Genomic DNA, 14,704 nt, shown 5'->3' with positions numbered 1-14,704 from the left:
CCGGGCCGCGGACATCGCACCGGCCCCGCCGGCCGCGGGCCGGACCCTGCCCTGAGACCTTCTCCCCGCATCCGAACTACTGACGAGTCAGGCCGAGTTCGTCAACCCCTGTGAAGGTTGTACGGGAGTGGCATATCTCACCACTCACCCCAACTCATCGCGTCACGCCGATAATGTGTGCGATCCGGTGCAGCCGGAGACGCGGCAGGCGCCGTCGGGGTGGGAAGGCAGAGAATGACGCTGGACGCACAGGCGCGGCCGGCCGGCCGCGGCCGGGACGACGACGGCCACGAGGACGACGGCACCTCCGGCAGACCGCGCCGCGGACGCCGGATCCTGCGCTGGACGGCCTTCACCCTGGCGGCCCTCGTGTTCGGCGGCGCGGTCGCCGGATACCTCTACTACGAGCACCTCAACGCCAACATCACCAAGGCCCGGCTGAACCTCGGCGACTCCACGCCGCCCAAGGCCGCGCCGAACGCCGCGGGCCAGACCCCGCTGAACATCCTGCTGCTCGGCTCGGACAGCCGGAACACCGCGGCGGACCTGAAGCTCGGCGGCTCCAAAGCCGACGTGGGCCGCCCACCGCTCGCGGACGTGCAGATGCTCCTGCACGTCTCGGCGGACCGCGGCGACATGTCCGTGGTCAGCCTGCCGCGCGACACGATGATCCCGATCCCCAGGTGCACCGACCCGGACGGCGGCAAGGTGTACGGCGCGCTCACCCTGGCCATGGCCAACGAGTCGCTGGGCCGGGGCGGCCCGGGCTGCACCGTCGCCACCTGGGAGAAGCTGACCGGCATCCACATCGACCACTTCATGATGGTCGACTTCTCCGGCGTGGTCTCGATGGCGGACGCCATCGGCGGCGTCCCGGTCTGCGTCAAGGAGAACGTCTGGTCGCACACCTCCGAGGGCCACGGCTCGGGCCTCAAGCTGAAGGCGGGCACCACGTACGTCAAGGGCGAGCAGGCCCTGCAGTGGCTGCGCACCCGCTACGGCTTCGAGGACGGCACCGACATCGGCCGCACCCACGCCCAGCACATGTACATGAACGCGATGGTCCGCCAGCTCCGCGAGAACGCCACCCTGGGCAACCCCACCGAGATGCGCCGGCTCGCGGAGACCGCGACGAAGGCGCTCACCGTCGACGAGGGCCTCGGCACGGTCAAGAAGCTGTACGACCTGTCGACCGAGCTGCAGAAGGTCCCCACCGAGCGGATCACCATGACGACGCTGCCCACCGTGCAGTGGGCCCAGGACCGCAACCGGCTGGTGCCCGCCGGTGAGGACGCCGACCAGCTCATCTCCATGGTCCGCACCGACACCCCGCTCGACGGCAAGGCCGGGCGACAGCTCACCGAGCAGGTGTCGGACGACCCCGCCGCCCCCGCCGGCGCCCTCGCCGTGCGGGTCCGCAACGGCACCGGCACCACCGCCGAGGCCCCCGTGCTCCACCGATCCGACGCCGTCGTCAAGGCGCTGCGGGACCAGGGGTTCACCAAGGCCGCCGCGGATGTCACGCCCGCCACGGGAACCGCCACGACCGTGCTGTACACGAGCCACCGCCTGGAGGGCGACGCCCAGGCCGTGGCCAAGGCCCTCGGCATCCCGCTGACCCAGGTGCGCCCGTCCACCGACGTCAAGGGCGTCACGCTGACCGTGGGCCCCGACTGGCGCAGCGGCGGCGCCTACCCGAAGTCCGCGGCGCCGGCCAAGGCACCTGAGTCCGCGGCCGTGCTGAACGGCGGCAAGACCGACGCCTGCATGCCGGTTCAGCCGGGTTTCACCTGGTAGAGCTGGTATCCCGGAGGCAAAGAAACCCGGGGCCACCAGCGCTTTCACCGACGGCGTGACCTAGTCTTCGCTCACTCGCCACGCCCGGCGCCCAGGGGGCTCTCACACCAGCCGTGCCGCGTGGCGCCCCATCTCCTCATTCGTTCCGGGGGGTTCGAATCAGCGTGCGCATACGCACCCTTCCCGCGGCCGCCGCCCTGGCGGCCATGATCGGCTCGATGGCGCTCGCCGCGCCGTCGTACGCCGACACCGACCGGTCCATCCCGGTCTGGAACGTCGACGACACCGTGGTCGACGGCCTCCACCAGCAGGTCTTCCTCAGCGACAGCTACAAGAGCCAGATCGTCGTCACCGACTACGCGGGCCAGGTCGTCGGCACCGTCTCCGGCCTCGGCCAGGTCAGGGACCTGGAGCTGAGCCCGGACGGCGGCACCCTGTACGCGGCCGTGCAGGAGGCCGACAAGATCGTCGCGATCGACACCGGCACGCTCCGGCAGACCGCCGAGTACCCGACCGGCGCCGGGACCGCCCCGTCCCGCCTGGCCCTCGCCGACGGCAGGCTCTGGTTCGGCTACGGCGACCAGTGGGACTCGGGGCTCGGCGTGGTCGACCTGACCGCCGGCACCCCGGCGGTCACCCTCGGCCTCGACGACGGCCACGACTTCTCCAGCCCGCCCCGGCTCTACGCGGCCCCCGGCAACCCGGGCACGCTGCTGGCGCTCGACGCGAACATCAGCTCCGGCCCGATCGTCGTCTACGACATCTCCTCCGGCACCCCGAAGATCAGGGTGTCCGCCGAGAAGGGCGGCTCCTACGCGGACGCCGCCCTCACCCCGGACGGCCAGGACGTCGTGGTGGCCGGGCCCGGCACCCGCGCCCTGACCGAGTACCGCCTGTCCGACCTGTCCGAGGTGCGCACCTACCCGGTCCCGGACAGCCCGAAGGCGGTCAGCATCGCCCCGGACGGCACGGTCGCGGCGACCGTCGCGGACACCGGCAGCGACGGTGACACCTACGTGTTCACCGGCGGCGCCGACGGCACGCCGAGCGTCCGCGACCTCTCCCCCGCCTTCACGCCGGGCGGCGGCCACTCGATCAGCTGGACGCCGGACGGCGGCGCGCTGTTCGCGCAGACGGGCTACGACACCTCCACCCGGCTGCACCGGGTCGACGAGCCCCGCAGGTACGCGCCGGTCCTGACGGTGAACGCCCCGTCGACCGGCACCCGGACCAAGACGCTCACCGTCACCGGCAAGCTGACCGCCGGCGTCGCCCTGCCCGCCGGCACCCCGCTGAAGGTGACCCGCACGGACCTGGACTCACCGAACGGCAAGTCCCTCGGCACCAGGACCCTCGGCACCGGCGGCACGTTCTCCTTCACCGACGCCCCGCCGGCCGGCTCCAAGGTCACGTACACGGTGACGTACGCCGGTGACGCCACCCACACCTCCGCCACCGCCTCGGACAGCGTCCAGGTCTCCCGCGCCACGCCGAGCCTGTCGGTCGACAACAACGGCAAGGTGTACGCGTACGGCAAGGACGTGAAGTTCACCGCGCACCTGGGTTCGACGTACAAGAACCGCACGGTGGAGATCTGGGCCGACCCGTACGGCGCGGACAAGCCGAACAAGCTGGTGAAGAGCGGCACGGTCGACTCCCACGGCAACCTGTCCGCCGTCGTCGACATGAAGCGCGACACCAAGGTCACCGCGAAGTTCGCCGGCGACTCCCACTACCAGCCGCGCTCGGTGTCCAGCACGGCCGGCGCCGAGGTCAGGGTGTCCACGTCGGTGAGCGGGCACTACAAGACCAAGTACACCAGCGGCCACACCTACTACTACTTCCACAAGTCCAAGGACCCGCTGTTCACGACGGACATGACGTACTACCGGGGCCGCAAGCAGCGCCTCGAGATCGACGTGTACGCCGACGGACGCTGGCAGCGCGTCGGCGCCCAGTACTTCGCGCTGGGCACCGACGGTGTCTCCCGGGTCCACCTGACCGGAACGCACAGCACCGGCTGGCGCACCCGCGTCCGCTCCTCGTACTACAACTTCTCCTCGGGCGACAACGTCAACTCCACGACGCACGGCGCCTGGAAGTACTACATCTTCACCAGCTGAGCGGGGTCATCCCGCCTGAAGCTGCCGCAGGTGGCGCTGGACGTTCTCCAGCGCCCCCCGCCGGCGGCCCGGCACCCGCAGTCTCAGCTCCGCGAGCGCGGGCCCGAGTTCACGGGCCCGCGCCGCGTCCGTGATGGTCCCCCACTGGTGGTGGGCCCGGTCCACGGCCGCCTCCACGGCGGGCGCGTCCGGCGGCTGCCCCGCCGCCAGCCGCACCCCGGCCACCGCCAGCCAGGCCCGGCAGCTCCGCGCCGCGTCCCCCGCGAACATGGCGAGGTCCGCCCGGACCTCGGCCCAGTGCAGGGCCTGGGCGGAGGCGGCGCCGAAGGCGCGCACGGCGGCCTCCTCCTGCCGCGCGGCGAGCGCGTCGGCCTCGGCGTGCCGGCCGGCCCGGACGGCGTCGCTGATGGCCGCGTGCGGATCGCCCTGCGCCGCGGGCGGCCCGGACGGCGGGGCGTCCGGCTGGTACGGGCGGGGCACCGCCGGCACCGGGGCGGGCCGGTGGGCGAAGCCTCCGGGACCGGCCAGCACCAGGTCCCCTGCCGCGCCCTGCTCGGCGGCCCGGGCCAGGGCGTGCTCGTGCAGCTCGGCGAGCGGCGGCCGGTGCCCGCTGCGCAGCAGCGTCGCCACCGCCTTCATGTACGACGGCTCGGCCGGCCCCCGCCCCCTGGCCGGGGGCGCGATACGGCCGTAGACCGCGGTCGTGCGCCCGGAGTCCAGCGGCTGCCCGGCCAGTTGCCGCCAGGTCTCCGCGTCCGCGTGCAGATCGACCAGGAGCGCGGTGTCGGCGGCGGAGCGCAGCCGCAGCTCCTCCCGGATCCACGCCCAGGGCAGGGCCGTGTAGCGGACGGTCGCCGGGGTGGTGCGGGCCAGCGCGAGGTGCGGCCGGCGCTGGCGCCGGTCCAGGTGCAGCTGACCGGTGAGGTACACGGTGAGCGGTCCGGGCGCGGCCGCGGCGGCGCGCAGCCGGGTGAGGACGGCCTGCGGCTCCAGCGGATCGGCGAGTTCGACCACGTTCGCGGTGTCGGTGCCGGACAGCACCGCCGGCGCGACCGCGGCGAGGACGGGCAGCACACCGGCCGCGTCCACCAGACGCCCCCGGCCCAGCGGCGAGGCCGCGAGCAGCAGCACGGTTCCGGGCATCGTCCCTCCCCTGTGGATCGCCCTACAGCCAGCACCGTAGCCGCTGCTGCTGCAAAGGGTCGGCTCAGGACCGCAAACGTCCCTATACGGGGTCTTCGCGCAGGCGCCGGACGGCGAACACCGTGGTGTCGTCCTCCAGGTGGCCGCCGGTGTACCGGAACACGCCGTCGCGGACCCGGCGCACCAGCCGGTGCGGGTCGGCGCGGCGCGGGTCGGCCGCGACCGCCCGGGTCACCTCCGCGACGAGCGGGTAGAACTCCCCGGTCCTGTCCCGCGCCTCGGTCACCCCGTCGGTCACCAGCAGCAGGGTCTCCTCGGGGTCCAGCGGCACCCGGTGCAGGGGCGGGCAGCCGGACACCAGTTCGCTGAGCCCGAGCGGCAGGCCGTCGCCGGCCGGCAGGACGCGCACGCTGTGCGCGCCGACGGCGAGCGGCGGCTCGTGGCCGAAGTTGATCAGCTCGACCGTGTCCGGGGCGTCCTCGGGGAAACCGAGCAGCACGGCGGTGGAGAAGCGGTCGGCGTCGTCCCGGCCGAGCGCGACGCGGTGCGCCCGGTGCCGGGTCATACGGGTCTCCAGCCGCTCCGCGACGACCCTCAGGTCCGCCTCGTGGTAGGCGGCCTCCCGGAACGTGCCGAGCAGTGCGGCCGCCGTCTCCACCGCCCCGAGCCCCTTGCCCTGGACGTCCCCGACGAGGACCCGGGTGCCGTGCGGGCCGGGCTGGATGTCGTAGTAGTCGCCGCCGACCCGGGCGTCCACGTCGGCGGCGAGGTACGCGCCCGCGTGCTCGAGCCCGCCCCAGTCGGGCGGCAGCCTGCGCAGCACGGTGCGGCGGGTGGTGTCGGCGATGTCCCGCATGTGCAGCATCTGCCGCTCCCGGCGCACCCGGGCGGCGGAGGCCAGCGTGGCGAGGGCGCCGCCCAGGGCGACCAGCAGGAAGTCGGCGAGTCCGGCCCGGTGCTCGCTGGGCCAGACGCGGTCCACGGCGACGTACGTCAACAGCGACAGCACCCCGTACCCGGCCGTCGTCCACACCCCGCAGACGGCGGCGGCCGTGCCGGGGACCAGGACGATCCAGGAGACGATCCGGAACCACTCGCCGGTCCGCAGGTCCAGCAGCGTGATGCCGGCGAGCAGCAGCAGGGGCAGCGCCTGCAACGCGATCCGCCCACCGGTCCACAGCGGCTGCCGCCGGCGCCGGGACTCCACTTGCGTCACGGCGGACAGCGCTCCATGCCCCTCAGCGAAACACGGGATCGAAACCGCCGCATCCGGGCACCCGGCCCGTCCGACCGACTTGCCAGGCCGTCCCCCCAGGTGTGCCCTGGAGTCCGGGGGCGAGGAGCGAGAGGAGTGCTCTCATGGCTCAAGCGGCACCCGCGCCCGGTGGCACGCACCGGGGCACGACAGCGCCCGCACTCGGCGGCCGGGACGCGGCCGCCCGCCACCGGCCGCCCGATGTCTTCGACGAGCGGACCCACGCGATCGCGCGGTGGGCGCTGCCCATCGTGCTCGGCCTGATCTACGGCTACTGGGCCGCCGCCAACACCCGCTACGGCGGCCCCATCACCGGCTGGAACGTGTTCTTCGGCGTCGCGACGGGCGTCGTCTTCTTCGCCGTCTTCCGGGCCCTCGAGTTCTTCGCCGCGCGCTGCCGGCGCGAGGTGCACGCGGTGCTGTGGGCGGCCTTCACGGGCATCGCCATCGGCTTCCTGTACAGCCTGAGCGGCCGCGGCCACGGCGTGTGGGAGTCCACGGTCCTGGCCCTGGCGGTCGCCGTGCCCACGTTCGCGGTGCTGTTCTACCGGTACTACACGCACGAGGACGCGGCCGGCCACCGCATCCGCTGAGCACACGGTCCCGCCCGCGCGGAGCATGCGGGGCGGTGACCGCGGTGCGCGTGGGGCGGTGAGCGCGGTGCGCGCGGCACGCGCGTGGGCCCCGGCCGGACGACCCGGCCGGGGCCCACGCGCTCCCCTGTGCTTCCTTCCTCACCGGTCGCCGGGCCCGCTTCCCGCGGCCCGGCGTCTCCCAGCACCAGGAAACACCCGTTCGGGTGAGCCCTCCACCGGAGCCGGGGCTCCCCGCTTCCACCAAGAGGAAGCGGGACGGAGTACGGGGGCGGGGCGGACGATGCGGACGAGGCCCCGCACCGCCCGTCCGGCCCCGTCCCGTCCCCCGAATGCACGCGCTCCGCTCGCGCGTCCGGACGCGCGGCCCTTGCCTTGAAGAGTGCCCCCACGCCTCAGGAGCGCCCTGTCGGCCGCCCTGATCGCCGTGTCCTGCCTCCTCGTGCCGTTCGGCGCGCTGGCGGCCTGGGCGGCGTATGGACTCGCCGACACGGGCCGGTACGTCACCGCGATGGCCCCGCTCGCCGCCGACCCCGACGTGCGGGAAGCCGTCGCGGAGACCGTCGGGGACGGCATCCTGCGCGAGGTGGACCAGCGGATGCACGTCCGCCCGCTGCAGGGCTCGGTCGCCCCGTTCGTGCACGAGGCGGTGCGCTCCTTCACCCAGACCCGGGCCTTCCGCAAGGCCTGGGACACCGGCAACCGGGTCACCCACGACGCCGTCCTGCGCGCCCTGCGCGGGGACGCCACCGCCGGCGACGCGGACGACGGCCCGGTCACCGTCGATCTCGCCCCCGTCACCGCCCAGGTCAAGCAGCAGCTCACCGACGACCACATCACGCTCGCCGCGCGCATCCCGGTGGAGCACACCGCGGTGCCGGTGCTGGAGGCGCACGAGGTGGCACCGCTGCGGAAGGGATTCCACGTGCTCGAAGTCGCCGGTTTCTGGTGCCCGGTCGCGGCCGTCGTCTTCGCGGTCGCCGGCATCGCCCTGGCCGTCCACCGCCGGCGCGCGATCGTGGCGACCGCGCTCGGCACCGCCCTGGGCGGCGGCCTGCTCAACCTCGCCCTCGTCGTCGGCCGCGGCCTCACCCTCGACGGCCTGGCCGAAGGCGTGTCCCACCCGGCCGCCGGCGCGGTCTACGACGCCCTGACCGGCACCCTGCGCACGGCCTCCTGGCTGCTGATCGGCCTCGGCCTCGGGGCGGCCCTCACCACCCTGCTCACCCGCCGCCTACGACCACCCCGCCCCGCCCGACCCCAGCAGCACTCCACGGAGCCCACCCAGTCTCCGTCCCCGGAACCGACCCGGGCCAAGGTCTGACCGAGCCCGGCGGCCGCGCAGGCCCCCGGGCCTCACCGCCCCGCCTCATCCGCGGACGGCGGCCACCCCGTCCCGCGCGACCCTGGCCAGGGTCCGCAGAGCCCGCGCAAACTCCGACCCCGGGGCCGAGCCGAGCCCGATTCTTACCGCGTCCGGCGTATGGCTCGGGTCGCCGGGCGAGGCCAGACCCAGACCCCCTCCGCCCCGCGCTGCCAAGCCACACGCTCCGCTCGCCAGACCGCCCGACTCACCCGCCGACCGAGGCCGCCCCGTCCCTCGCGATACCGGCCAGTGTCCGCAAAGCCCACGCGAGCTCTGGCTCCGGAGCCGAACCGAGCCCGAATCTGACCGCGTCCGGCGTATGGCTCGGGTCACCGGGCGAGGCCAGACCCAGACCCCCTCCACCCCGCGCTGCCAAGCCGCACGCTCCGCTCGCCAGACCGCCCGACTCACCCGCCGACCGAGGCCGCCCCGTCCCGCGCGATGCCGGCCAGAGTCCGCAAAGCGAAGGCAAGCTCCGACTCCGGAGCCGAACCGAGCCCGATTCTGACCGCGTCCGGCGTATGGCTCGGGTCCACCCGGAAGGCCGTGCCCGGGGTCACCGCGATCCCGTGTGCCCGCGCGGCCGCGGTGAAGGTGTCCGCACGCCAGGGCGCGGGCAGCCGCCACCAGGCGAAGTAGGCGGCCGGGTCGGACCGCACGTCGAACCCCGCCAGCTCGTCGGCGACCAGCCGCTGCCGGCGCGCGGCGTCCCGCCGCTTCGCGGCGACCAGTCGCGCCACGGTCCCGTCGCCTATCCACCGCACGGCCGCCTCCAGCGCGAAGGACCCCGCGCTCCAGCCGCCGGACCTGACGGCGCGCGCCACCGCCTCGGCCCGCCCGGCCGGCACGGAGGCGAACCCCACGGTGAGCCCCGGCGCGACCCGCTTGGACAGCCCGTCGACCAGGTGCACCAGCTCCGGGACGAGCGCGGCCAGCGGCGGCGGTCCGGACGGCTGGAGGAAGGACCAGATCCGGTCCTCCACGACCGGTATCCCCAGGCTGTGGACGACATCGGCCACCCGCGCCCGGCGCTCGGCGTCCATGGTCAGCGAGGTCGGGTTGTGCAGGGTCGGCTGGAGGTAGAGGGCGGACAGCGGAGCGGCACGGTGGACCGCGGCGACCGACTCGGCGAGCGGCCCCCGGTCGTCGGCCGCGAGCGGGACGAGGACACAGCCGAGCCGCCCCGCGATCTCCTTGACCAGCGGATACGTCAGCGGCTCCACACCGACCCGGCCGCCCGGCCGGACCAGGGAGGCGAGGGTGGCGGCGACGGCCTGGCGGGCGTTCCCGGTGAAGAGCAGTCCCGCCGGGTCGGGCCGCCAGCCCTCCGTGGCCAGCAGCCCGCCGACCGCCTGCCGCGCGGCGCCCGTGCCGGCGGCCGCGGCGGGCCGCAGCGCGTCGGTCAAGGCGTCCGGCCGCAGCAGCGACGCGAGCACGGGGGCCAGCAGCTCCGACTGGCCGGGCACCGAAGGGTAGTTCAGCTCCAGGTTCACCGGCGGCGCGGCGGCCGCCTCGGTCAGCGCCCGCCCCGGCTGCCCGTCCGGCTCGGTGGCCCGCACGAACGTGCCGCGCCCGACCTCGCCCACCACCAGCCCCCGGCGCACGAGTTCGGCGTACACCCGGCCCGCCGTGGAGGCTGCGATCCCGTGCCGCCGCGCGAACGCCCGCTGCGGTGGCAGCCGTTGCCCCGGACGGAGCCGCCCGGAACCGATGTCACCGGCGATCCGGTCGGCGATACGCCGGTAGTCCTCCACAAGTCCCCCTGTCACACGACGCGTTGAATTGCACCGAGGGCAAAGATTTTATTGCACCGAGAAGACGCGGAACCCTAGGGTCGATCACATGCCCCCGTTCCTCGCATACGACGACAAAAACCCCGCGTCCTCCACCCACACCCCGCTCGTCCTCGTCCACGGCCACCCCTTCGACCGCACGATGTGGGCCCCGCAGATCGCCGCGTTCTCCGCCGGGCGCCGGGTGATCGCCCCCGATCTGCGCGGCTACGGCGCCTCCCCCGTGACCCCCGGCACCGTCCCGCTCTCCCGTCACGCCCGCGACATCGTGGAACTGCTCGACTTCCTGGAGGTGGACACCTTCGCCCTGGCCGGGCTGTCGATGGGCGGCCAGATCGCCATGGAGTGCTACGACCGCCTGGGCGACCGCGTGCGCGGCCTGGTCCTCGCGGACACCTTCCCCGACCCCGAGACCCCCGAGGGCAGGAAGGGCCGGACCGCCCTGGCCGCCCGCCTTCTCGCCGAGGGCATGCACGGCTACGCGGACGAGGTCCTGGAGCGGATGGTCGCCCCGTACGCCGATCCGCAGGTCAAGGCCCATGTCCACCGCATGATGACGGCCACGTCCCCCGAGGGCGCCGCCGCCGCCCTGCGCGGCCGCGCCGAACGCCCCGACTACCGCCCGCTGCTGGCCCGGGTCTCGGTTCCGGCGCTGGTCGTGGTGGGCGCCGACGACACCTTCACGCCGGTCGCCGACGCGGAGGCCATGCACGCGCTGCTGCCCGACTCCGCCCTGCACGTGTCCAAGGGCGCGGCCCACATGCCGAACCTGGAGCGGCCGGAGGAGTTCAACGAGGTGCTGGGCCGTTTCCTGGCCCGGATCGACGGCACGCCCTTCCCGCCGACGGCGCCCCATTCCCGCGCCTGACGGACACCGCCCATCGCCCGCACGTATCCGACGTCACGCTCCACGGCTCCGCCAGAGACCGAAAAGCAACTTCGGGCCGCTAACCTTACGTGTCCGTCCTGGCCAGGGATTAACGGGTACCAACTCACGCAAAGGGTTGCGCACATGGGCATTCTCACTCTCCTGCGGAACGCATTCGGCCGGGGGCGCAAGGCGCGCGCCGCCGAAGCAGAGGGTGCGGACCGACGTCCGTCGCAGGAACCGGAGCCGACGACCACCGAGCCGGCCCCGGCCCCGACCGCCCAGGTCCCCGAGCCCCGCACCTCGTCCCCGGACGAACACGATCTGGTCTCGGCAGCCTTCGACAACATCACGGTCCCCAGGCAGCCGGACCGCTCCACGGAACCCCCGGCCACGGACACCCCCACCCCGGAACTGGTCCTCAACCTGACCCCGGACCCTGAGCCGGAGGCAACGCCCGAGCCGGAGACGAAGGCCGAGGCGAGGCAGGAGGCGGAGGCCGAGCCGACGCCTGAGCCGGAGGCCGAGCCGACGCCGGAAGCGAAGCCGGAGGCCGAGCCGGCGCCTGAGCTGGAGACGACGGCCGAGCCGACGCAGGAGGCTGAGGCTGAGGCCAAGGCCGAGGCGACGCAGGAGGCTGAGGCCAAGGCCGAGCCGACGCAGGAGGCTGAGGCCAAGGCCGAGCCGACGCAGGAGGCTGAGGCCAAGGCCGAGCCGACGCAGGAGGCCAAGGCCAAGGCCGAGCCGGCGCCGGACCCGACGCCGGAGGCCGAGCCGACGCCCGAGCCGGAGGCGAAGGCCGAGCCGGCCGACGCCAAGGCGAAGCCGAAGGCTGAGGCAGCTTCGGAAGCGGAGCCCGAGGCGAAGCCTGAGGCGGCTTCGGAAGCGGACCCCGAGGCGAAGGCTGAGGCGGAACCGGAGACCAAGGCGGAACCGGCGGCCGAGACGAAGGTCGAGGCGGAACCGGAGCCCGAGTCGACGCCGAAGCCGGCCGAAGACGAGCCCAAGGCGGAGCCGAAGGCTCAGGACGAGCCCAAGGCGGAGACGACGCCGAAGCCGGCCGCGGCGACGGCAGCGGCCGAGGCGGAGCCGAAGCCCTCCACCTCCGAGCCGCAGGCCGCCGACGGCGAGGACACCCCGCAGGGGCCGCCCGCACCCGACAACGAGACCCGCACGGGTGGTGCGGGTGGGAACGATCCCGCCGAAGGCGAAGCCGAGGCGACCCCCGAGCCGCAGACACCCCCCGCCGAGGCGACCCCCGAACCCCAGGCACCCTCCGCCAAACCCGCCACCCCCCTCACCAAGATCAAGTCCAACACCCCCAGCCTCGCCACCGCCTACAAGGCAGCCACCACCACCCTCAAGAAGACCAACCTCACCGGCACCCGAGCGAAGCTCTACCTCGTCCTCGACCGCTCCGCGAGCATGCGCCCTTACTACAAGGACGGCTCCGCCCAGGCCCTGGCCGACCAGACCCTCGCCCTCGCCGCCCACCTCGACCCCGAGGCCACGGTCCACGTCGTCTTCTTCTCCACGGAGATCGACGGCACCACCGACCTGACCCTCACCGAGGACCACGAGACGAAGATCGACGACGTCCACGCGGACCTCGGCCGCATGGGCCGCACCAGCTACCACGCCGCCGTGGAGGCCGTACTCGCCCACCACGAGAAGAACGACGAGCCCGGCACCCCCGTCCTGGTGGTCTTCCAGACGGACGGCGCCCCCGACGCCAAGACCCCCGCGACCCAGTCCCTGACCGAGGCCGCGAAGAACCACCCCGGCGTCTTCTTCTCCTTCGTCGCGTTCGGCGAGCACGACAACAAGGCCTTCGACTACCTGCGCAAACTGAAGACCGGCAACACGTCCTTCTTCCACGCCGGCCCCACCCCCCGGGAGCTCACGGACACCGAGCTCTACGAGGGCGTCCTCGCGGCCTGGCGTCCGTAGGAGGCCGGTGCCGGGGGGTGGACGACGCGTCCACCCCCCGAAACGCGTGTGAGTCGATCTTCGGCGGCCAAGTAGGATTTCGACTTATGGCGGCCACTGGATCCGAGAAGCAGGGGTCGAAGGCGTACTACGTCTCGACCCCCATCTACTACGTCAACGACGCTCCTCACCTGGGCCACGCCTATACGACCGTCGCAGGCGACGTGCTCACCCGCTGGCACCGTCAGCGTGGCGAGAAGGTGTGGTTCCTCACCGGCACGGACGAGCACGGTCAGAAGATCATGCGCACGGCCGAGGCCAACGGGGTCACGCCCCAGGCCTGGGCCGACAAGCTCGTCAGCGAGGCCTGGAAGCCCCTGTGGGAGCACCTGGAGATCGCGAACGACGACTTCATCCGCACCACGCAGAAGCGGCACACCGACCGCGTCCAGGAGTTCGTGCAGGACCTGCACGACAAGGGCGAGATCTACAAGGGCGGCTACGAGGGCCCGTACTGCGTCGGCTGCGAGGAGTACAAGCTGCCGGGCGAGCTGCTCGACGGCGAGGGCGAGTACGCGGGCCAGAAGCTCTGCCCGATCCACAAGAAGCCGGTGGAGATCCTCAGCGAGGAGAACTACTTCTTCAAGCTGAGCGCGTACACCGAGAAGCTGCTGGCCCACTACGAGGCCAACCCGGACTTCATCCAGCCCGAGTCCGCGCGCAACGAGGTCCTGAACTTCGTCCGCCAGGGCCTGCAGGACCTCTCCATCTCCCGCTCGACGTTCGACTGGGGCATCCCGATCCCCTGGGACGAGAAGCACGTGATCTACGTGTGGGTCGACGCGCTGCTGAACTACGCCACGGCGGTCGGTTACAACGAGAACCAGGAGAAGTTCGAGGCAACCTTCCCGGCCGACGTGCACCTCGTCGGCAAGGACATCCTCCGCTTCCACGCGGTGATCTGGCCGGCCATGCTGATGGCCCAGGGCCTGCCGCTGCCCGGGAGGATCGCCGCCAACGGCTGGCTGATGGTCGGCGGCGAGAAGATGTCGAAGTCCAACCTGACCGGCATCAAGCCGCAGGACCTGACCACGCACTTCGGCGTGGACGCCTACCGCTGGTACTTCCTGCGGGCCATCGCCTTCGGGCAGGACGGATCCTTCTCCTGGGAGGACTTCTCCGCCCGCTACACCTCCGAGCTGGCCAACGACTACGGCAACCTCGCCTCCCGCGTGGCGGCCATGGTCGGCAAGTACTTCGGCGGCGAGCTGCCCGAGGCGACGGCCGCCGGCGAGGCGGAGAAGGCCGTCCAGGAGGGCCTGGCCAAGGCCGCCGCGGAGGCCGACCGGCGCATCGGCGACGAGCTGGACTTCCAGGGCGGCATCCTGGCCGTCTTCGACTTCGTCAAGCAGGTCAACGGCTACCTCACCGAGCAGGAGCCGTGGAAGGTCGCCAAGGACGACTCGCCCGAGGGCAAGGCCCGGCTGGCCACCATCCTCTACACGGCCGCCGAGTCCCTCCGCGCGGTCGCCGTCCTCCTCAACCCGGTGATGCCGGACACCTCCCAGAAGCTCTGGGACTCCCTCGGCGCGGAGGCCTCCCTCGGCGCCCTGGCCGACCAGAAGGTCCAGGAGTCCGGTACCTGGGGCCGACTCCCGTCCGGCTCCACGGTCACCAAGGGCGCGGTCCTCTTCCCCCGCCTGGAGGAGAAGCCCGCGTAACCGACCACGCGACGACAGGGGCCCGGGAACACGACGTTCCCGGGCCCCTGCGCGTGCGCGGATGCCGACCGGGAAGGCGTGAACGTTTCCGCCTTACCCGAACGGGTGAACCAACC

Annotated in this window: 10 protein-coding genes; 7 read left to right on the top strand and 3 right to left on the bottom strand. The window is 73.2% G+C overall.

All coding sequences use genetic code 11. The annotated features are described in order from the left end of the window. Positions 1-234: 234 nt before the first annotated feature. Positions 235-1,797: an LCP family protein gene (locus tag ACZ7JA_RS10460; protein ID WP_470807885.1), complete on the top strand. Its 1,563-nt coding sequence runs from the start codon at positions 235-237 to the stop codon at positions 1,795-1,797. Positions 1,798-1,961: 164 nt separating this feature from the next. Continuing rightward, the gene (locus ACZ7JA_RS10455; protein ID WP_450750060.1) at positions 1,962-3,920 is read left to right on the top strand and encodes a YncE family protein; all 1,959 of its coding nucleotides are present in this window, start codon (positions 1,962-1,964) and stop codon (positions 3,918-3,920) included. Between the two features lie 6 nt (positions 3,921-3,926). Here the strand turns inward: ACZ7JA_RS10455 and ACZ7JA_RS10450 are convergent, their stop codons facing one another. Further along, the gene (locus ACZ7JA_RS10450) at positions 3,927-5,063 is read right to left on the bottom strand and encodes a hypothetical protein (RefSeq protein WP_389300450.1); all 1,137 of its coding nucleotides are present in this window, start codon (positions 5,061-5,063) and stop codon (positions 3,927-3,929) included. Positions 5,064-5,145: 82 nt separating this feature from the next. Continuing rightward, positions 5,146-6,279, bottom strand: coding sequence for a PP2C family protein-serine/threonine phosphatase (locus tag ACZ7JA_RS10445; protein ID WP_470807884.1), 1,134 nt, complete (start codon positions 6,277-6,279; stop codon positions 5,146-5,148). Positions 6,280-6,422: 143 nt separating this feature from the next. On the opposite strand from ACZ7JA_RS10445, the gene ACZ7JA_RS10440 reads away from it, so the two are divergent. Beyond that, positions 6,423-6,911 (top strand): hypothetical protein, encoded by a 489-nt coding sequence (locus ACZ7JA_RS10440; protein ID WP_389300444.1) that lies wholly within the window; start codon positions 6,423-6,425, stop codon positions 6,909-6,911. 382 nt (positions 6,912-7,293) lie between these two features. Next, positions 7,294-8,235 (top strand): hypothetical protein, encoded by a 942-nt coding sequence (locus ACZ7JA_RS10435; RefSeq protein ID WP_393432211.1) that lies wholly within the window; start codon positions 7,294-7,296, stop codon positions 8,233-8,235. Between the two features lie 449 nt (positions 8,236-8,684). Here the strand turns inward: ACZ7JA_RS10435 and ACZ7JA_RS10430 are convergent, their stop codons facing one another. After that, the gene (locus tag ACZ7JA_RS10430; protein ID WP_470807969.1) at positions 8,685-10,031 is read right to left on the bottom strand and encodes an aminotransferase-like domain-containing protein; all 1,347 of its coding nucleotides are present in this window, start codon (positions 10,029-10,031) and stop codon (positions 8,685-8,687) included. 88 nt (positions 10,032-10,119) lie between these two features. On the opposite strand from ACZ7JA_RS10430, the gene ACZ7JA_RS10425 reads away from it, so the two are divergent. From ACZ7JA_RS10425 to metG, 3 genes are all read left to right on the top strand, one after another. Further along, a complete protein-coding gene (locus tag ACZ7JA_RS10425) occupies positions 10,120-10,938 on the top strand; it encodes an alpha/beta fold hydrolase (protein WP_450750064.1) in 819 nt (272 codons plus the stop codon). A 144-nt stretch (positions 10,939-11,082) separates the two neighbouring features. Next, positions 11,083-12,888, top strand: a complete 1,806-nt coding sequence (locus tag ACZ7JA_RS10420) for a VWA domain-containing protein (RefSeq protein ID WP_470807883.1) — start codon at positions 11,083-11,085, stop codon at positions 12,886-12,888. Positions 12,889-12,974: 86 nt separating this feature from the next. Then, positions 12,975-14,588: a methionine--tRNA ligase gene (metG, locus tag ACZ7JA_RS10415; protein WP_351662100.1), complete on the top strand. Its 1,614-nt coding sequence runs from the start codon at positions 12,975-12,977 to the stop codon at positions 14,586-14,588. Positions 14,589-14,704: the final 116 nt, after the last annotated feature.

The organism is Streptomyces sp. NPDC038135 (assembly GCF_055601245.1).
Note: the sequence above shows the minus strand (reverse complement) of the source record. Positions and strands in the feature narration are given on the sequence as shown.